This window comes from Pirellulales bacterium (genome assembly GCA_019636345.1).
In the GTDB taxonomy this organism is placed as follows: domain Bacteria; phylum Planctomycetota; class Planctomycetia; order Pirellulales; family Lacipirellulaceae.
Map to the genome: position 1 here is coordinate 85,326 of JAHBXQ010000003.1, position 20,595 is coordinate 105,920.

The 20,595-nt window shown below is 66.8% G+C and carries 13 protein-coding genes; 9 read left to right on the forward strand and 4 right to left on the reverse strand.

All coding sequences use genetic code 11. The features are described 5' to 3' along the window. Positions 1-30: 30 nt before the first annotated feature. Both KF688_08175 and argH read right to left on the reverse strand, forming a co-directional pair. Positions 31-2,196 carry a hypothetical protein gene (locus tag KF688_08175; protein ID MBX3425640.1) on the reverse strand — a complete coding sequence of 722 codons (2,166 nt, stop codon included), beginning with the start codon at positions 2,194-2,196 and terminating at the stop codon, positions 31-33. Positions 2,197-2,315: 119 nt separating this feature from the next. Continuing rightward, a complete protein-coding gene (argH, locus tag KF688_08180) occupies positions 2,316-3,686 on the reverse strand; it encodes an argininosuccinate lyase (GenBank protein MBX3425641.1) in 1,371 nt (456 codons plus the stop codon). A gap of 294 nt (positions 3,687-3,980) precedes the next feature. Here argH and KF688_08185 point away from each other — a divergent pair, with 294 nt between their 5' ends. Further along, the gene (locus tag KF688_08185) at positions 3,981-4,247 is read left to right on the forward strand and encodes a hypothetical protein (GenBank protein MBX3425642.1); all 267 of its coding nucleotides are present in this window, start codon (positions 3,981-3,983) and stop codon (positions 4,245-4,247) included. A 7-nt stretch (positions 4,248-4,254) separates the two neighbouring features. Next, on the forward strand, positions 4,255-4,581 hold the full coding sequence (locus KF688_08190; GenBank protein ID MBX3425643.1) for a hypothetical protein: 327 nt from the start codon (positions 4,255-4,257) through the stop codon (positions 4,579-4,581). A 42-nt stretch (positions 4,582-4,623) separates the two neighbouring features. Here KF688_08190 and KF688_08195 read toward each other — a convergent pair whose 3' ends face one another. Together KF688_08195 and KF688_08200 are read right to left on the reverse strand one after the other, a co-directional pair. Then, on the reverse strand, positions 4,624-5,721 hold the full coding sequence (locus KF688_08195) for a helix-turn-helix transcriptional regulator (GenBank protein MBX3425644.1): 1,098 nt from the start codon (positions 5,719-5,721) through the stop codon (positions 4,624-4,626). A 188-nt stretch (positions 5,722-5,909) separates the two neighbouring features. Continuing rightward, entirely contained in the window at positions 5,910-9,437 is a 3,528-nt protein-coding gene (locus tag KF688_08200) for an SNF2 helicase associated domain-containing protein (GenBank protein MBX3425645.1), read from the reverse strand. Positions 9,438-9,604: 167 nt separating this feature from the next. Here KF688_08200 and carB point away from each other — a divergent pair, with 167 nt between their 5' ends. From carB to KF688_08235, 7 genes are all read left to right on the forward strand, one after another. Beyond that, entirely contained in the window at positions 9,605-13,027 is a 3,423-nt protein-coding gene (gene carB, locus KF688_08205; GenBank protein MBX3425646.1) for a carbamoyl-phosphate synthase large subunit, read from the forward strand. A gap of 74 nt (positions 13,028-13,101) precedes the next feature. Continuing rightward, complete coding sequence (locus KF688_08210; GenBank protein MBX3425647.1) at positions 13,102-13,701, forward strand: Uma2 family endonuclease; 600 nt, start codon at positions 13,102-13,104, stop codon at positions 13,699-13,701. Between the two features lie 121 nt (positions 13,702-13,822). Further along, entirely contained in the window at positions 13,823-14,356 is a 534-nt protein-coding gene (locus tag KF688_08215; protein ID MBX3425648.1) for a hypothetical protein, read from the forward strand. Between the two features lie 906 nt (positions 14,357-15,262). After that, on the forward strand, positions 15,263-16,405 hold the full coding sequence (locus KF688_08220; GenBank protein ID MBX3425649.1) for a KpsF/GutQ family sugar-phosphate isomerase: 1,143 nt from the start codon (positions 15,263-15,265) through the stop codon (positions 16,403-16,405). A gap of 108 nt (positions 16,406-16,513) precedes the next feature. Further along, complete coding sequence (locus tag KF688_08225; GenBank protein ID MBX3425650.1) at positions 16,514-17,041, forward strand: HAD hydrolase family protein; 528 nt, start codon at positions 16,514-16,516, stop codon at positions 17,039-17,041. A gap of 83 nt (positions 17,042-17,124) precedes the next feature. Then, on the forward strand, positions 17,125-17,454 hold the full coding sequence (locus KF688_08230) for a hypothetical protein (GenBank protein MBX3425651.1): 330 nt from the start codon (positions 17,125-17,127) through the stop codon (positions 17,452-17,454). 50 nt (positions 17,455-17,504) lie between these two features. Next, positions 17,505-20,552: a hypothetical protein gene (locus KF688_08235; GenBank protein MBX3425652.1), complete on the forward strand. Its 3,048-nt coding sequence runs from the start codon at positions 17,505-17,507 to the stop codon at positions 20,550-20,552. Positions 20,553-20,595 lie beyond the last annotated feature (43 nt).

Genomic DNA, 20,595 nt, shown 5'->3' on the forward strand with positions numbered 1-20,595 from the left:
GAGTCAGGGTTCAACCTTGGCGACTGCTCGCTACTTGCGTTCGATCAAATCCAGGATGCGGCCGAGAATTTCCTGCGTCTCGGGCTCGGCTGTTTCGCTGGCGTTGTAGCGGTCGTACTGCAGCAGGACCTGGGCGCGGTTCAATTGGAGCGGGTGAGCCGCGAGGTTCTTCGCCAGGGCGTCGACCGCCGCGGTGCGGGCGGCGCTCGGCAACGCGGCGTTGCTGGCCGCCTCGACAAGAGCTGCCTGCGAATCGCGCGTGCCGATCCGTTCCAACACCAAGAGCGCCGGGGCGGTCAGGTCGGTCGTCAACAGCAGCCGTTCGGCGATCTTCGCCTCGCGAGCCAATTCGCCGTAGGGAACGCCGGCGGCCAGCCGCTCGGCGAGCCACTTCAGGGCCTGGGCCGCCTGGGCTTCTCGCTGCTCCTCGGGGGGAAGCGGCTCGGCCATTTCGCTCGCCTCGTCGGCGATCGCCTTCATCCCCGCCGCATCCACGGGGCGCAGGATCGCCAGGGCGCGCCCGTCGGCAGCAGCCCACCGTTCGGCATCGGCGAGTCGGTAAATGCTCGACAGCACCGCGACCGGCACGTGCCGCGCCGACGGATGGGTGCGAAGTTGATACATCAGCTCGCCCACGCCCGGGGAGCCGAGGTCGCTGTCGAACACGACCAAGGCTAAGCGGCCCGCGAAACGCGGTTCGATCGCCAGCCGCACCGCGTCGAGTCCCGTCTGCAGCGGTTCGGCGTCGTATCCGGCCCCGCGGAGTTGCCCGGCCCAGATTGTGGCGAGTCCCAGCCTTGACGAGGCGACGATCGCCGCCGGTCGCCCGCCTCCCGCGGCGAATTGCCACAGCGCCTCGCTCACGTAGCTGGCCCCGGCAAAAGAAGCGGGAGGGTTGATCGCCATGATCGCTTCGAGCGCCGCATATCGCAGCGCCCGCCGCGGACTGGCGGCCGCCGCGGCCAGGGGACTCGGCCGTCCGTCGGCAGTCACCAGCGCCGCGAAATCTTTCCGCCGTCCGAGTTCGGCCGCGATCTGAATCGCCGCGGCGTAGTGTTCGCGGTGGACCGCCTCGGCCAACAGCTCGCTGGCCTCGGCCGTCGACAGGCGTTCGATCGCCCGCAGCGTTGCCGCGGGCGGCTTCTCGCCGAGCAGTGCGGCCCGTTCGAGTCGGCAACTGGCGAGCTGTCGCTTCAGTTCGGGATCGAGCGCCTCGGCTGCCTCCGCGGCCTCGAGCAGCCGCGCCCCGGCGAGCACTTTGAGCTCGTCGGCCGAAGCCTGCCGGCTGGCGAGCTGCTTGGTCTGGCGGTTCCACGACCACCAAGTCGTTCGTCCCTCGGCGTCGAGCGACGCGAGCGGTGCGCCGGCGTGGAGCTCGGCAAGCCGGCGACGCACGGCCGCGGCCACCTCGGCGGGGGTTGACGGGGCGAGCCCGCGACGAGCGATCATTGCCCGCACGGCGGCGCCGGCCGCGGTCGGCGGTTCCGCAGCGCTGAGCGCGGCCAGCCACAACGCGGCCTCGCTGACGTTCAGTTGCACGGCCAGATCCGCCAGATCGCGTTGGAATTGCCCGCTCCCCTCGGCCAGCCCGGCGACCAACGGGCCATCGAGCGCCGGGCGCATTTCGCCCAGGGTCTGCAGGATCGAGCGTCGGATCGACTCGTCCTCGGTCTCTGCGAGCGTCGTCAGCAAGGCGGCGATTGCCGCCTCGCCCCGGCCGCGGAGGTCGATCATCGCAGCGCTGCGGGTCGCTTGGTCGTTTGATTTGAGTTCCGTGACGAGTTCGGCGATCCGTCGCGGGTCGCGCGCCTGTTCGGCTGCATCGTCGAGGCATCCCTGGGCGAAATTCCGCGCCCCGGCGAACGCGGAGTCTCCCGGGCGATCAAGCCGGATCAACTTCAGAAACGGGGCGAGGCCGAACTCGCGGACCAGCTCCGCCCGGGCGTCGGCGTCCAGATTCTCCTGGAGCAGTTCGGGCAGCACCTGGGCCGCCGCGGCCGGGGCTCCCAGATCGAGCAGCGTGATCACGGCCCGCAGCTTGCCCGCGGCGGTCGAGCGATCGAGGTCCAATGCCGCCGCCACGGCCGGGCTCGCGTCGGCCATTTCAGCGAGCGACGGCGACGCGGGAGGGGTTTGGGCGCGAGCGGCTGGGGTCGCGGCCAAGACGATCGCGAGGGAAAGAAGCACGAAATTCACGACGCAGCGACCCCTGTCGCAAATTCGTTTTGGTGCGTCGAATTTCGGAATTCGAATCTTGAGTTTTATCATCACCGCCCCCAGAAACTGCTCCGCCGCCGCCCGCCCTCTCGGCCGCGTCAATCCAATTCCAAGCGTTGCCGCCAGGCGGCGACCTGCTCGGCGACGAGCTTCGGGGCCGTCGAGCCTTCGCTCACGAACGCGGCGATCGCCCGTTCGCAGCCCAGCACGTCCGTCACGCTCGCGTCGAGCGCCGGGTGAGCCGCGGCGAACTCCTCAGCCGGCAATTCGGCCAGCGGCACGCCCCGCTTCATCGCGATTCCGACCAGCTTGCCGATGATCTCGTGGGCGGTCCGTTGCGGCACGTCGCGGGCGATGAGCAGCTCCATGAGCGTCGTGGCGTCGAGGTACCCCAGTTCGAGCCGGTCGGCGATCGCCTCGCGGTTCAGCTCGGCCCCGGCCGCCACCGCGGCAGCCAGCGTCAAGCACGCCTCGACCGTGTCGGCCGAATCGAACACCCGCTGCTTGTCTTCTTGCAGGTCGCGGTTGTAGGCCAAGGGAAGGCCCTTGACCAGCACCAAGAGGGCCTGCAGATTGCCCACCACCCGGGCCGTCTTGCCCCGGATCAGCTCGAGTACGTCGGGGTTGATTTTCTGCGGCATGATCGACGAGCCGGTGCAAAACGCCTGCGGAAGCCGCAGGAACCGGAACTCGACGGTCGACCACAGGATCCATTCTTCAGCCAGGGTGCTGAGGTGCTCGGCGACCAGCGTCAGGACGAAGGCGAACTCGATCGCGAAGTCGCGGTCGCTGGAACTGTCGATGCTGTTGGCCACAAGTCCCTCGAAGCCCAGGGCCTCGGCCACTTGCCGGCGGTCGATCGGCACGGTGGTGCCGGCCAGGGCGGCGGTTCCCAGGGGGAGCAGGTTCACGCGGCGGCGGCAGTCGGCCAATCGCTGGCGGTCCCGCTCGAACTTCTCCGCGTAGGCGAGCCAGTAGTGGTTGGCCAGCACCGGCTGGGCCCGTTGCAGATGGGTGTAGCCCGGCAGAATGACCCCGGCGTCGTGCTCGCATCGCCCGACGAACGCTCGTTGCAGGTTGGCCAGCAGGCGGTCAGTCCGGTCGATCGCCTCGCGGATCCAAAGCCGGAAGTCGGTCGAGACCTGATCGTTGCGGCTGCGGCCGGTGTGGAGCTTGCGGCCGACGTCGCCGATCCGCTCGACGAGCGCCCGCTCGATGTTCATGTGGACGTCTTCCAGCTCCTGGCGGAAGACGAAGGCGCCGGCTTCGATGTCGTCGTGGATCGCGGTCAGGCCGGCGACGATCTGCTCGACCTCGTCGGCTGACAGGACCCCGACCGACGCGAGCATCTGGGCGTGGGCGATCGAGCCGGCGACGTCCTGGGCGTACAGCCGGGCGTCAAAGCTCACGCTCTCGGTGAACTTCTCGACGAGTTTTACGGCGGCGGGGTCCGAATCCCCATCGAACACGCCGCCCCATGGTTTCTTGGACACGCTCGCTCTTGCGCCTGTGGGCAAATGTGCAGAAATCGGCAACCCCTTTACGGTAAACAGCTTACGGCTGGGGGTCAATGAGCAGCGGGCAGGAGACGCTTAAGAAATAGGCAGCCCGCAACCTCGCCCGGCCGGCGTGGATGGGGTCGCGACAAAGAGGGGACCCAGCCACGCTCCGTTCGCCAAAGATTCCCCGCGCAGAAGCGAATACAATGCCAGCAGCGACTTCGCCCCCAGGCGAACAACCCACGGCTCCGGGAGGGCCGAACCATGGATTCCATTTTCGCCCTGCCGTCCCCGTTCACCATGGTCGTGCTGATCGTGGCCGTGGTGATGGGCGCGCAGGTGATCTCCGCGGCGGTCGCCCAGATTCGTCGCGGGTTGGGTCACTACCTCGACCTGCAGTTCAAGCGCGAGATGATCGAACGGGGTTTGTCGATCGACGAGATCGAACGGCTGGTGCAGGTCCGCAGCCACTCGCTGCGCGAATCCACGGCGACCGACGAATTCGCCCCGCAGCCTCGTCACGGGAGCTAAGTCGACCATGATCACGCAGTCGCTGCTCTTGGCCCAGGAGGCGTACGACGCCGCCGCGGTCGGGGGTTGGTTCACCGACATTGACGCTTCGCAGCGGTTCGTCCTGACGATCGTCGCCCTGGGGTGCGCCACCGGGGTGCTGATCACCCTGGGGTGCGTCGCCGCGGCGATGTGGAACTCAGCCCATCGCCGGCGGATCGAGGTCGATCTCAAACGCGAGCTGCTCGACCGGGGCATGTCGGCCGACGAGCTTGCCAAGGTCATCGAAGCCGCTCCGCCGCCGGAAGACGGCCTTGGCCGTTGGCTGGCGAGCTGCAGCAAGAACAAGAAGTAAGCAGATCGAGCAGGTTCCGCGCTGATCCAGGAGCTCGCAGCGTTAGGTGAACAGCCGCTGCTGCCGCGTCGGGCGCCACTCGGGGAGCCAGTCGAGCGGCGGGAGGGTCGGCTCCTCGGCCTCGATCGCCAGGCGTACGCGGTCGAACACTCGGCACGGCCAAGCGTTCAGCCGGCGCTCGACCAACTCGGCGGGCGCCGCCAGTTGGGTTGCCAGCCGATTGCGGATCTCGCGCAAGGCGAGTTCCAACGCGGAGACGCCCCGCGCCGCGACGAGGTCGCGATACGCTTGCTCGGCCGCGGCGCTGACCGCCCGACTGGGGAGCAGCATCGCCAGGGCGAACTGCTCGCAGGGGCGTCGCGAGCCCTCGGCTCGTGCAAGCTCGGCGGCCTCGATCAGAGTGTCGGCAAGCGCCGCGGGGGCGACGGTGGCGGCCAAGAGCAAGCGGTACTGCGCCGCCGGGCGGACGTCGGCCGGGATGCGGTCGACGACCAGGGCGAGCCCGCCTCCCGCGCGGCGCACCGCACACGCCCCGACGCTGAACCGCGGCAAGAGCCCCGGCACGACGATGATCTGCCAGCCGAAGTCTTCGAGCGCCGCCTCGACGTCGACCGGCTCGACCCCCGCAGCGTGCCCGCGACGACCGAGCGTGCGACGGGCGCGCCACTCGATCGACAATTCGGTGAGCGGCAGCGGGTCGAGCGCCTCGTGAGTCTCGTCCCGGGCGCACTCCCCTTCGCCCATCTTGGCGTCGGCGGCGACGCCGAGGAACCGCCGCAAGTCGTCGACGTCCCCTTCCTCGAGCGGCGCTTCGGCCGCAGAGTTCCACCACAACAGGGCGTCGTCGTGCGCGAGCGCCGGACCGCTCGCGTCAGCGTCGCGACGACGACCGGCTCGGGCCTTGGAACGGCGCTCGTCGTCGGCCGCGTCGAGCAGTTGCTCGTACTCTGGGGCGTCGCACGGCACGCCGAGCGCTCGGGCCACGCGGGCCAGGATCGCCGGATCGCGCCACGGCCCCCGCTGGCCGTTCTCGATTGCGCTGACGACCGAGGTGCGCTGATCGATCAAGGTCGCAAACGTGCGCAACCCCAGCCCCGCGCCGCGACGCCAACGACAAAGCTGGAGGCCGAAATCGGACATGACGATGACAGGAGAGCGAGTAGCCCGCAGCCGGGGAGTCCCCCGCGGCAGGCCCGCCATGATACCCGACGTCGCGGCGAAAAAGGATCCGCTCTCGAGCCGGGAAGCGTCAGCTCCCGGAGTCAACGTTGTCGCGCGCTCCGGGAGCTGACGCTTCCCGGCTCGGGGGGGCCTCGAATCGATCGCCGCTAGCTGAGCAGCAGGCGCAGGTCGTCGGCGGTGAGGGCGGACAGCAGGCTCTTGTCGCCCGACACGATTGCGTCAGCCAATTCGCGTTTGTGTTCCTGGAGTTGCAGGATCTTTTCCTCGACCGTGTCGCGGGCGATCAGCCGATAGGCGAAGACGGGCCGCTGCTGACCGATACGATGAGCCCGATCGATCGCCTGGGCCTCGACCGCCGGGTTCCACCACGGGTCGAGCAGGAACACGTAGTCTGCAGCCGTGAGATTGAGCCCGCAGCCGCCAGCCTTGAGGCTGATGAGAAACAACGGGCACGCGGGGTCGTTCTGGAATCGATCGACCCGTTCTTGCCGATTGCGCGTGCGACCGTCGAGGTATTCGTAGGGAGTCCCGTCGGCGTCGAGTCGCTGGCGGACGATCGCCAACAAGCTGGTGAACTGCGAGAAGACGAGCGCCTTGTGTCCTTCGTCGGCGATCTCGGCGAGTTGTTCGTGAAGGGCGTCGAGCTTGGCGCTCGGCTTGGCGACGAGCTTCTTGTCGACGAGCCCGGCGTGGCACGCCGTTTGTCGCAGACGAAGCAGGGCTTCGAGGACCTGCATCTTGGACTGGTTGAGACCCTTGTCTTCGATCCGGTTCAAGAGTGCGCCGCGGTAGTAGTCTCGCAGTTCGTCGTACCGTTTGCGGTCGGCGGGGAGCAGGTCGCAATAGAGGGTCTGTTCGGTCTTCTCGGGCAGGTCCTTGAGCACCTGTTGCTTGGTGCGGCGGAGGATAAACGGGGCGAGCCCGCGCCGCAGCGGTTCGAGGGCGTCGGCCGTGTCGGCTTGCCGACGGGCCAAGTCTTTGAACGCGCCCGCGCGCCCCAGCATGCCGGGGTTGAGGAACTCGAACAACGACCACAACTCGCCCAAGTGATTTTCGACGGGGGTGCCGGTGAGCGCCAGCCGATGATTGGCCCGCAGCAGGCGAACCGACTTGGCCGTGATCGAGGAGTCGTTTTTGATCGCCTGGGCCTCGTCGAGCACGACATAGTCGAACGGCTGGCGTTGGAGATCCTCGATGTCGCGTCGCAGCGTGCCGTAGGTCGTCACCACCAGGTCGACGTCGGCGAGCGTTTCGGTCGCGTCGCGTCGTTCTTTGCCGACGTAGGCGAGCGTTTTGAGCCGGGGGGTGAAGCGTTTGGCCTCGAGCAGCCAGTTGAACACCAGGGTCTTGGGCGCCACGACCAGCGCGGGGAGCTTGTTCTTGTTCGCCGCGGGCGAGGTTTTGCGGGCTTGGAGATGGGCGAGCAGTTGGATCGTTTTGCCGAGCCCCATATCGTCGGCCAAGCAGCCCCCCAGCCCGAAGTCGGCCAGGAACTTGAGCCACCCGATCCCTTCTTGCTGGTACGGGCGCAGCTCTCCCTGAAAGCCGCGCGGGGCGACGGCCGGCGCGATGCCGCGGAAGGTCGCCAACCGGTCGCGAACTTTGCGGAACTGCGCGTCGAGGGCCAGCTCGATTTCCCCGGCCCGCTCTTCCAGCAGCGTATCGAGGATGAGGGCCTGCGAGGCTCGGAACCGCAGTTGGTCGCCCTCGATCTGCGCCAGCTCGGCCAGCGGGGCGAACCGCTTCAGCCACTCTTCCGGCAACAGCCCGTGCGTGCCGTCGTCGAGCCGGACGAAGCGATCCTGATTTCGCGCCGCCGCCAACAGCGCGGGGAGCGTCGCGGAGACGCCGTCGAAGTCGACCCGGGCGTCGACGTCGAACCAGTCGACGCCGCTGGCGACCGACAGCTTGAACTGGCCGGCTTGGCGGATTCGCACGCCTTGGGCCTCGATGTGCCAGCCTTCGCCGGCGAGAGTCTGGACGAGCGAACTGAAATGCTTCCTGGGGAACGCAAACGGCGCGGGGGGGCCCGGGTAGTAATTCTTCGGGGCGAGGCCGAATCCCCAATCGTCGAGTCGCGTCAGGGCTTGGACCTCGCTGCGGCGATCGCGGAGATGCACCGACTCGGCGTTCTCGCCGAGCAGAACGCTGGTCGGGTCGTCGAGGGCCAGTACGTTGTCGCCGTATTGAAACGCAACGTCGGCGAACAAGCGACTGTCGTCTTTGCGGGGGTTGCGGCGACTGTCGGAATCGGGTTCCACGATGCGCAGCACGGGTCGAGGGGCAAGCTCCTCGCAGGGGACCTGAAGATTGGGCGGCAGCAGCGCCGTCGCGGCGGCGCCGTAGCCCCAGAGATTGCCGATTAGCGACTCACGATCCTTGTACGGGACTTCGACCGGGCCGATCTTGCGGAGCATGGTCAGCCAGCGCCAGTCGCAGCCTTCCTGCAGGCGGGCCAGCGTGTCCGGCCAGACGACGATTCCCGACGAGAGCAGAAGCACAGGGTCGTCGATCGTGCGGGTCTCCTCGTCGCGGATGAACTCGCCCCGGACGAGCCATTGTTTTTTCTTCGGCCGGTCGTCGACGACCAGCCGGAACTGCCACGCCGGGCCGGGCTCCCATGCCAACGGACGCGGCGGATCGGCCTGGGACGCGTCGCTCAAGACCCAGCCGAAACGACCAGTCGCGCACAACTCGGGGAGCAGCACCTCGTGCAACGCAGGAATGATTTCAATTTGCGACGCGGCGTCGTTGAGGAGGGCGTGGAGCGGAATCGAATAGGAGCCGTAGCCGTAGGACGTTCCGGCGTAGTTGCCGAGCGCCAGCGCGAGCAGTCGCTGGTCCTCGGGGGAGAATGCCGGATCAGGGCGGCGGCCGGCCTTGAGCTGCCTCGGCTTGCTCCACTGGCTGTTCTTTTTTCGATCTTGCTGATAGAGATGGACGACCAACGCCCCGGCCGTGTGCGACTGCCCGACGTCGAGTACGAACAGGGCTTGGCGCGGTTTGGACAAGGCGCGATCGCCCTGCACCGGAGCGAGCGATGCGGGGACCGGAAACGAAGCGAGTTGCACGTCCCACGAACGGGACGAGGCGGCTTTCGCGGGACGTCTTGCCGACTTCGTTCGCGAGTCGCCCTGAGACCGGGCGAATTCCAACGCGGAATCGAATGCGTCCTCAACATCGTCGTCGTCAAAGTCGTGAAGCAAGCCGCCGCGTATGCGGAACTCCCCGGTCTCCCAGCCTTCTCGTTCCAGCGTCAGCAGCGTCGCCCAAATGTGTTTGCAGAACGAGCCTTCCCTGTAATGGGGGCAAGTGCACGAGGCGTTCACCCCGTCCTGTCCATCGGAGCAATCGAAGTCGACCTGATACGGCCGGCTGCGAGATCCCTTCACGTTGGCCGTGAAGCCCAGGGGATCGGCGTCGAGGATTTGAACGGCTTCCCGGCGGAAATAGCTTTCCCCATTGCTCCGGGTGGCCGCGGCGAACTGAGACGAGAATTGCTTGGCGACATGCATCGGGAGGATGTCCTTGCCACGGGCGTGTTGCACGTCGGGGGTGGAGCACGCGATCAGTATGGGGGCGACGTCGGCGTCTGCCAACGCCGAACGGGGCGCCGCCGTGAGCGCTCCGCGGGCGATTCGAAGCTTCTTCGCCCCTTGATAACGATTGCGCAAGGGGGGTACGATGGAGCGATTTTACTCGCTGAAATTGCGATCGGAAGGCAGGCGGTTCGGCGCCCCGGGACCGGGGACGCCGGTTCGCGTGACGGTTGGTTGCCGGCGCCTGCACGACTCTCCCCCCTCGCCTCCGACCTCTCCCCTCTCACCCCTTAAGAATTGCCGTGCCGCGTCGCGACGACATCAAGAAGATCCTGCTCATCGGTTCCGGTCCGATCGTCATCGGGCAGGCGTGCGAGTTCGACTACTCCGGCACGCAGGCCTGCAAGGCGCTGCGCGAGGAGGGGTACGAAGTCGTGCTGGTGAACAGCAACCCCGCGACGATCATGACCGACCCGGCCACGGCCGAGCGGACCTATATCGAGCCGCTCACGTGGGAGATCGTCGAGAAGGTGATCGCCAAGGAGCGGCCCGACGCGCTGCTTCCCACGCTCGGCGGGCAGACGGGGCTCAACGTGGCGATGGACCTCGAGCGCCACGGCGTGCTTGCCAAGTACGGCGTCGAAATGATCGGCGCCAAGGCCGACGTCATCGACAAGGCCGAGAGCCGCGAGCGATTCAAGCAGGCAATGGCCAAGATCGGTTTGGACGTGTGCCGGGGAAAGACGGTCAACTCGATGGCCGAGGCGCGGGCGTGGATCGAGGAGATCAGTCTGCCGGCGATCATTCGCCCCAGCTTCACGATGGGGGGGGCGGGGTCGGGGATCGCCTACAACCGGCACGAGTTCGACGAGATGGTCCTCCGCGGGCTCGACCTGTCGCCCGTCAATCAGGTGCTGGTCGAGGAGTCGATCATCGGCTGGAAAGAGTACGAGATGGAGGTGGTGCGCGACGTCGACGACAACGTCGTGATCATTTGCTCGATCGAAAACTTCGATCCGATGGGGGTCCATACGGGCGATTCGATCACCGTGGCCCCGGCGCAAACGCTCACCGACAAGGAATACCAGCGGATGCGCGACGCGAGTCTCGCGGTGATTCGCGAGATCGGCGTCGAGACCGGCGGGTCGAACATCCAATTCGCGATCAATCCCGACAACGGCCGAATGATCGTCATCGAGATGAATCCGCGGGTGAGTCGCTCGAGCGCCCTGGCGTCGAAGGCCACGGGCTTTCCGATCGCCAAAATCGCCGCGAAGCTGGCCGTGGGATATCGGCTGCACGAGTTGCCCAACGACATTACGCGCGAAACGAAGGCCTGCTTCGAGCCGACGATCGACTACGTCGTGACGAAGATGCCGCGGTTCGCGTTTGAGAAGTTCCCCGAGGCCGACGATACGCTGATGACGCAAATGAAAAGCGTCGGCGAGACGATGGCGATCGGCAGCACGTTCAAAGAGTCGTTCCAGAAGGCGCTGCGGGGGTTGGAGATCGGCTGCTTCGGCTTCGGGAGCGACGGCACGGACCTGTGGGGAACCGACCGCCAGCCGACGCGCGAGGAGATCGACGCCAAGCTGTCGCGCCCCTGTCCCGAGCGCATTCACTATCTGCGCTACGCCTTCAAGGACGGAATGACGGTCGACGAGGCGTTCGACCTGACGAAGATCGATCGTTGGTTCCTCGACAATCTTCACGAGATCGTCGAGATGGAGGAAGAGATTCGCGCCGCGGGGAGCCTCGCGGCGACGACCCCCGAATTGTTGCGCACGGCCAAGCGGTTCGGCTTCTCCGATCGGCAGCTCGCGGTCATGCTCGGCTCGAGCGACATGGAGGTCCGCGCAAAGCGAATCGAGTGGGGGATTCTTGCCGCGTTCAAGTCGGTCGACACGTGCGCCGCCGAGTTCGAGGCGTACACGCCGTACTACTATTCGACCTACGAAACTGAGGACGAGGTGCCGCCGAAGGAAGAGCGGCTGGCCGCGCTGGACGCGAGGCGCGAGGCGCGAGGCGAGAGCAACGACCAACTCGCGCCCCGCGCCTCGCAACCCGAAACTTCTCTCCGCACCGTCATGATCCTCGGCGGGGGGCCCAATCGGATCGGGCAGGGGATCGAGTTCGACTACTGCTGCTGCCACGCCAGCTTCGCCCTGCGCGAGTTGGGGATCGAGTCGGTCATGGTCAACTCGAACCCCGAGACCGTGAGCACCGACTATGACACGAGCGACCTGCTGTTCTTCGAGCCGCTGACCGTCGAGGACGTGCTGAACATCTGCGACCGCGTCGAGCCGGACGGCGTGATCGTGCAGTTCGGCGGGCAAACGCCGCTCAATCTGGCCCGAGCGCTCCAGGACGCCGGCGTGCCGATCATCGGCACCAGCGTCGAGGCGATCGAGGCGGCCGAGGATCGCGAGAAGTTCCACGCGATGATCGAGCGTCTCGGCTTGCGGCAGCCGCCGGGAGGAATCGCCCGCACCACGGCCGAGGCGAAGGCGATCGCCGAGCGGATCGGCTACCCGCTCCTCGTGCGGCCCAGCTTCGTTCTGGGAGGGCGGGCGATGGAGATCTGTTACGACAACGCCCAGCTCGAGCAATTCGTCGCCGCGGCGTTCGTCGTCGCCCAGGGGCAGCCGGTGCTGTTGGACAGCTTCCTCGAAAGCGCCACCGAGGTCGACGTCGACGCAATCGGCGACGGGACCGACGTGATCGTCCCCGGGATCATGGAGCACATCGAGGAGGCGGGGGTCCACTCGGGGGACTCGGCCTGCGCGATTCCCCCTTACAGTTTGCCGGGCCCGGTGGTGCAGGAGATCCGCGCCGCGGCCGTGGCCCTCGCCAAGGATCTCGACGTTCGCGGACTGATGAACGTGCAGTTCGCGGTGAGGTGGGAGCGGAGGGAAAAGGGCGCCGAGGTCGGAGGTCGGGGGCTCGAGACGGGCGCCCCGGCTGCCGCAGGTTCTGAGCTTCGACCTCTGGTCTCCGATCCCCACCCCGTGGTCTACGTCATCGAAGTCAACCCGCGGGCCAGTCGCACGGCGCCGTTCGTGGCCAAGGCGACGGGGATGCCAGTCGCGCGGATCGCGGCCAAGGTCATGGCCGGGGTGAGTCTGGTCGAGCAGGGTTGCACCCAGGACCCGGTGCCGGCTTACGTTTCGGTGAAGGAGAGCGTGTTTCCGTTCATCAAGTTCGTCGGGGTCGACATCGTGCTGGGGCCCGAGATGCGTTCGACCGGCGAGGTGATGGGCACGAGCGAACGGTTCAGCATGGCGTTCGCCAAGAGCCAACTGGCCGCCGGGACCGTGCTTCCCAATACCGGCAACGTGTTTCTCAGCATGAACGATCGCGGCAAAGGGGCCGTCGTCGAGCATGCTCAAAAGCTTCACGCGATGGGTTTCGGCCTGTTGGCGACCGACGGCACGGCCAAGGTCATCGAGGACGCGGGGCTGCCGGTGCGACGCGTGAAAAAGCTCAGCCAAGGGAAGCCGAACCTGATCGACTTTCTGGCCGACGGCGACGTGGCGCTGGTGATGAACACCCCCCGCGGCAAGGGCGCCCGAACCGACGAAGGGATTATCCGCGCCGCGGCGGTGCAGGCCCGCGTGCCGTGCCTGACGACGATGGAAGCGGTCTCGGCGGCTGTGCTCGCGATGGAATCGCTGCAGAGCGAGGAGATGGACGTGCTCGCGCTGCAGGATCGGTTTGCGGAGTAGGGCCGAACGGACGCTGGTGCATGAGGCGTGCGAATTCGCTTTGGCCCGCTGCGCTGAGGCTGTAGAATGCGGTTATGAGCGTCGCGCCATCCAATACGTCTGTGGTTCAGGGGTTTACTCCAATTTCGACCCGTGGTGCGCACCGTCTCGCCGACTATTGGGCGCTTCCGGAAGGCGCCCCATACGAGCTTCTTGGCGGAGAATTGGTCATGTCCCCCGCGCCGAAGACTCGTCATCAGATCATCGTCGGCGAAATCTATTTGAACGCCCGGGGATTCGAAGCGGCCGGGGGCGGACTCGCGCTGGCGTCGCCGATCGACGTCGTGCTCTCCGACGACACCGTGTTGCAGCCTGACGTCATCTATATCTGTCAGGCTCGACGGCATATCATTGGCGATTGCGTTTCTGGCCCCCCGGACCTGGTGATAGAAGTTCTCTCCGAAGGGCATGAACGGCGCGATACGGTCGAAAAACTGGCGCTTTACGCCCGGTTCGGCGTCCCGGAGTATTGGATCATCGATCCGCGGACCGAGACGATTCAATTCCTCATTCTCGATTCGGGGCGCTACGTCCACCACACGGGTCTCGACAACCAGTATCAGTCGCCGCGGCTGTCGGAAGTTCGCATCGATTTGGCGCAGTTCTGGCGAGAGATTCGGCGACGGCTGCCGTAATGTCGCATGCAGGCCATGGTTGACGGGCCCGCCGCTGAAATCGACGTAGCGCCATCGAGTTGGCGTTTGTGCATGTGGCATTTCTTCGCCTCCCCTCGTCTCTTTCTCCTTGGAGCCTGTCATGCGAAGACGCGTCGACTCGCGAGACGAGGGCGGGTTTTCGCTGCTGCGCCATCCCGGCGAGGCGTTCTTGGGACAATACCTGCTGTGCGCTTTCGCGGTGATCATCGCCATGGTCTGCTTCCATCGCAATCGCTACGAGTTGATGGGCGCGCTCGTTTGGGCAATGGGGATTAGCGGCGTCTTGGGGTTGATCCTGTTTCTTTATGCCGTTCGGCGGGTCGAGGAGGATTACTGGCGACGGGCGTTGTACGTCGCCATCGCCGTGAATTTGTGGACGACGGCGGAATTTCTCACTTGGAAAGTGCTGAATCTGCCTCCCATTCCGCTTGCGGGCAAGATCACAACGGGCGCCTACTACGTCCTCCATTACACCGCGTGGACTATGGCGATCGCCGCCGTCGTGCGCGATCGCCGTTGGGGGCAGTCGCGCTCGATGGCCCATTGGCTTGGCGTGGCGATCTACTTCATTGCCGGATTGGCGCCCGTGCTGAGCGCGCTCGTGCGTTGGTGTCGCCAAGCGATTGCCGCTTGAGCTTGCCGAGAGCCTTTTTTGAGAGTGCGTTGCGGCCAGATTGCGCCTGCTGAGCGCCGGACGGGAAGCTGCAGAACGCAGTCATGCGCGTGCTAGCACGCGCGGTTGCGGGCACTACATCTTTGGTCTTGTCGCAGGCGCTTCCCCCAGCGAATGCGACAGCGTTTCGCGTGGTGCGGGAACCGGCGCCGGCGCGAGTTTTGGCGCCGCGAGGGCTTCGCGCAGCGCGTCGAAAAACTTTTTCAGAACATCGGCGAAGTGCTGTTGACCCACTCGTGCGATCCTCCTATTCTCCGCCCCACACGACGGGGGACATGACTCCGACGTGGAAACGACGAACGCCGCTTGGCAACGCTCCTCGACGACGGCTTGCGAACTTTGAATCAAACGCTGCTTCAACGTTTCGCTCGTCTCGCTGAAAGTGCTCTTGCGGCAGATTCGACAGGCCCCTACAAATCGCACCCGTCGCCGACGTAACGGATTACGCAACTCGGCGACCACGCGGATTGCCGGCGGGGGCTTGTTCCTCCGCTGCCAATCCTCGCAGCGGTCGAGCAAGCACGGACGCGAGCACGCCGCTACGACATAATCGACGCTGAAATCACGCAGTGGTTTTGCAGCGTCCGCTTCGCAAGCGTGAATGCGACCAATCGCTCCCGGAAAAGATTGCACGTCCTTTGCCCCCCTGGGACGTGTGCTTTTTCGGGAGCTTTTTTTATGCGCGGCTGCGACGCGGGCTCGAGGCTTTGAGTTGTCCGCTGTCGGCAAACAAGATTCGCAGTTTCATCCCCCGCGCGCCTCGCATTGCTCGCTCGCGGGGGCGTCGCTACAATCCGCTCCCCACTGTTACCTCTCTCTACGCACGTCACGGAAGACGGTTCGATGAGCAGGGATGCGGCCGCGCGGATGCGGCAATTTGAGCCGGCGTCGCCGCGGGCCGCCGGTCTCGCGGCGGTTGGCGCCGACGAGATCCTCGCCTACGGCCGCGAGGTCGTCGAAACCGAGGCCGCCGCCCTGGAAGGGCTTGCCCTGCGGCTCGACGGAGCGTTCGTCGACGCCGTGCGGCTGCTTTGCGATCTGCGCGGCAATCTGCTGGTCGCCGGCATCGGCAAGGCGGGGCACATCGCCCAGAAACTGGCCGCCACGTTCGCGTCGGTCGGCACGCGGGCCCATTTTCTCCACCCGGCCGAGGCGTTTCACGGCGATCTGGGCCGGGTCCAAGCCGACGACGCGGTGCTGATCTTGTCGCAGAGCGGCGAGACGAGCGAGGTGTTGCAACTCCTCCCCGCTTTACGCTCTCAAGGAGCGAGGATCGTCGCAATGACATCCCATCACGGCAGCACGCTGGCCCGAGCGGCCGACTTGGTGCTGCCGCTGGGGAAGCTCGTCGAGGCGTGCTCGCTCGGCCTGGCGCCGAGCACGAGCACGGCGGCGATGCTTGCCCTGGGGGACGCGCTGGCGCTGACAACCAGCCGGCTGCGGGGGTTTCGGGCCGAGGATTTCGCCCGCTACCATCCCGGCGGGGCCCTGGGACTGAAGCTCAGCTCCGTCGACGACCACATGCGAACCCTGGCCGAGTGCCGCGTGTCGCAAGAGGATCGGACCATCCGCGAGGTGCTGGCGAGCTGCACCCGCCCGGGCCGCCGCAGCGGGGCGATCATGCTGGTCGACCGCCAAGGCCGGCTCAGCGGGTTGTTCACCGACAGCGACCTCGCGCGATTGATCGAGCGGCGGCAGGATCCGGCGCTCGACGGCCCCATTTCGGCCGTGATGATTCACGCGCCGACGACCATCGTCTCCGGCGAGCGGATGTCCGCGGCGCTGGAGATCCTATCCACTCGTAAATTCAGCGAACTCCCGGTCGTCGACCGGGACCGGAGACCCCTTGGCATGATCGACGTGACCGACGTGGTGGGCATGTTGCCCGAGACCCCGCAAGAGGACCATCGCTTTCAGGACGAAGTGACCGACCCCGGGCCGACGATCGTGCGGCTGTTCCCCGGACTCGACGAGTTCGAATGGGGGGCGGAGTTGCCGGAGACGGATTGAGGCGACGGGCGGGACGCTAAGCCGCCAGCGTTCGGCGGGGCGGGGGCGAGGGTTTTTTCCGGCGCGTGTGCGCCGGAGTCGGTTCGTCATCCGCATTCCGCAATCGCCATGAATCTTGCCGCCCGGTGCGCTTCGATCCGCTTGATTCTCACCGACGTCGACGGCGTGCTCACGGACGGCGGGGTGATCGTCGACGATCAGGGCGTGCATGCGCTGCGGTTCAACATTCGCGACGGGCTGGGGGTGCGGCTCTGGCAGCGGGCCGGGGGACGCGTGGGGATCGTCACGGGGCGAATCACCGACGTCGTCGCGCGCCGGGCGGCGGACCTCGACATCGACCCGCTGCGGCAAGGGATCGCCGACAAACTGCCCGTCGTCAAGGAAATCTGCCAGGAACTGGGCCTCGCCGCCGAGCAGGTGGCGTACCTGGGGGACGACCTGCCCGACGTGCTGCCGATCCGGTTCGCGGGGCTGGGGATCGCCGTCGCCGACGCCGCGGCCGAAGCGATCGCCGCGGCCGACTATGTGACGAGCGTCCCGGGGGGCCGCGGGGCCCTGCGCGAGACGGTCGAACTGATCCTGCGAAACACCGATCGCTGGGAGACGACGATCGCGCGGTTCACCGACTCCGCGTAACGGCTTTGCTGCGGCATAAAACAACGCGAGTTTCGGAGAAACTCGCCCATGCAAAATAACCGCTCCATGGAAGGAGACTTGTCATGAACGCTCTGGCCTATCTGGGAACGCTCGGGTTTGCGCTGATCAATGCGCCGGTGGTGAGCCAGTCGGAATCGGCTGAGCCGGTCCTGTTGACCGCGACATGCGGCGTGCCGTTCTTTCAAGAGGGACAGTCGATCGTCGTCGGCGTCGATCAGCCCCAGTGGCTTGATCTTGATGTCACGGACTCCCAATCCCGCGCGGCCACGTTCGTCGAGACGATGATCGAGCGGGGATTTCCTGAGACTGATTGCGTCGCTGAATCGCTGCGCGAGCCGGTCTGCTTCGACTACCTCCTTGGCGCCGAGGACGGAGTGCGGCTGATGCGTTAGAGCGCCTCCCGCCGCCGTCCTCCTCGCTTCTCCCTTCGGCCCCCCTCGCCATGCTTCCTCGTCTGGTCCACGCCGCGATCGCGTTTGTCGTCACCGCGGCGATGTACTGGGGGTACGTTGCGACGGTCGTTCCGGTGGTCGAGCCGCCGGCGACGATTCGCGAGGTCCAGACCCCCGACGCCGGGCAAGTGACGCGCGGGCAGGAATCGGTGGCCGAGTATCAACGGCTGCTGGCCGCGTACTTCAAGCCAGGGCATTGGACGAGTCGCACGCCCCCCAAGGTGTTCGAAAATCGGCAAGCGATGCTGGTGATCTCCGACTTCGAGGAGACCGACCGCGGGCAGATCATCGCTCGCAACTGCGCGATGCTGATGTTCCCCTCGCCGCGCGATCGGGGCGGGGCCCCGCCGCGCGACGCGATCATCATCGAGCCTCTGGAGGGGGCGGTGCTCGAGGGGCGATCGAGCCCCGGCAGTCCCGCGGCGTTCAGCAAGCTCGACCGGGCGTGGCTTCGCGGCGAGGTGAGGATCACCAGCGACATGCGCGAACCGGGCCCCGCCGACGATCTCGAGCTCACGACCCGCGAGATCTACATTCGCGAGGACCTGATCCGCACCGATCAGCGGGTCGAAATGCGGCTAGGTCCCCACTTCGGCGGCGGGCGGGGGCTCGAAATCAAGTTGCTGGCCACCGAGAACATTTCCGGCGAGGCCAAGACCGACGCGATCGCGGGGCGGTTCGAGTCGCTGGAAATCAGCGACGAGGTGATGATCGAGATCGTCCCCGGCGAGCTGTCGCTGCCCGGGGACGAGAAATCTCCGAAGTCGGCCGGCGCCCCCGAGCCCCCGATCACGATCAAGAGTCAGGGGCCCTTTCGCATCGATTTCGGCAACTACGTCGCGTCGTTTCTCGAAAAGGTTCACGTGCGGCAGGTCCATTCTGACGGCGTGCTCGACGCGATCGACGCCGACGAAGTGAACTTGTACTTCGCCCGGGCGAAGGCGAACAAGAAAACCGCCGCCCGCGCGTCGAGCAGCCCGCTGGGCGCCGGGTTCGAACTGGCGACGATCGAGGCGAAGGGTTCCAAGGTCGTCGTCAACGCCCCCGGGCGCAACGCCGCGGCGGAGTGCAAGCGGATGCGGATCGAACTGCGGCAGCGCCGAGTCACGGTCGAGGGAGACGACGAGGCGGTGACGCTCGCCTACCGCGGGGCCGAGATCCACGCCCCCCTGGTTCAGTACGTCCACCCGGCGGAAGGGTCCGAGCAAGCGATCGGGCAGCTTGTCGCTTCGGGGGGCGGGTTCCTCAAGGCGATTCTCGACAAACGCCGCCCGCTCGAACCGCTCGAAGTCCGCTGGACCGAGTCGCTGCGAATCGATCGCGTCGAAGGGGCCCCCGTGCTGAAGATTCGCGGCCGGCCGCGGCTCACTTTCGGCAACACGGGAAGGATGTGGGCCGACGCGCTCGAACTGACGCTGCGCGAACGACCGGCCGATCCCGCGGCCGCGGCGACCAGCCCGCTGCCGTGGGCCGTCGCGCCGGAGCGACTTCGCGCCGCGGGGAACGTGGCGATCGATTCGCCCGAGCTTGAGGCCCGCGTCGATCAACTGCACATGCAGGTGAACTACCCGTCCGGTTCGCCGCAGGAACTGGGGCTTCACGGCGCCGACGGCTCGGGGCGCGGGACCGCGGGCGGGCAGGCCAATCCGCTGGCGCAGCTAGGCGGCGCGGGGAACCGAACTTATCGGGCGGAGGGCCGGTCGCTCGAACTGACGGCGAACGTCCGCGCCGGGAAGACCGAGTTGGCCGGCGTTGCGCTCGAGGGGAACGTGCGATTCGAGGAGGCTCCTGACCCGACCGCCAAAGAGGCCCCGTTGCGGATCGAGGCGCAGCGGGTCGTCGTCGTCGAGGCCGACACGCCCCACGCCAAGATCGACATCGTCGGCCGGCCGGCGGCCGCGGGCGTCGAGTCGCAGTTGGCGCAAGTCACCGCCCGGGGGGCGACGTTGCGGGCGCCGCAGATCAGCATGATACGCGGCCGCAGCAAGTTGCAGATCGAGTCGCCCGGCGAGGTGCTGCTGGCGACCGATCGCGACTTGACCGGCCAGCCGCTTGCCCGCCCCGAACCGATGTCGATCACCTGGCAGCAGTGGATGCGGCTCGATCGCAATCGGCTTACGTTTCGGGGCGGGGTCGTCTGCCGCAACGCGTCGGGATGGCTTAGCACGCGGCAGTTGGGGGTGAATCTCTCGCAAGAAGTTTCGTTCGACGGCGCCGCCGGGGCCGCCAAAGCCGAGGTCGTGCAGCTCGACTGCAGCGACGGGGTCGTCGCCGAGTTCGACCAGCGCGACGAAGCGGGGATCACTTCGCATCAGCACGTCGAGTTGGCGTCGATCCTCGCCAATCAACAGACGGGCGCCATCCGCGGCGAGGGGCCCGGCTGGATCGAGTCGGTCCATCTGGCCACCGGCAAAGGGATACTCGCGCTGGCCGCCCCGGGCGTGGCGCCCCCGTCAGCGGGGCCGTCGCCCAATGAACCGGGGCAGCGGCTGCGCCACCTGCGAGTCGACTTCGCCCGCGGGGTCGAAGGAAGTTTGCGCGACCGCTCGATCACGCTCGTGGGCGACGTCCGGGCGACGTACGGGCCGGTCGACTCATGGGAGCAGCGATTGCAGCGGGCCGTCGGCGCCGGGCCGGGGCCCAACGTCGTGTGGCTGGCCAGCGATCGGCTGACCGTCGCCGAGAGCCCGCTCGCCCGAGTCAATCGTCCGCCGGGGGCGACGGGGCTGGCCGAGTTGGAACTGACCGCCGTCGGCCGCGTGAAGATCGACGGCGAGGCGCCGGGTCGCGGCCTGTTTGCCGCGACCGCCGGCCGGGCCAGCTACGACTCGTACAAAGGAATGTTCCTGCTGGAAGGCGACGGGGCGGTCCCCGCGACGATACACCAGCAGGACTTCATCGGCGCCCCCCCCAACGAAACGGTCGCTCAGAAACTGACCTACAATCTCCGCACGGGACAGGTGGGGGGACAGTTCAACAAGATCGAGTGGAACCAATTCGACGTCAGCCGCCCCCCCGCGACGACGCAGCAGCGGTGAGGCGGCTTCGACTTATCTCGATAGCCCGCGTCTTGCCACGTCC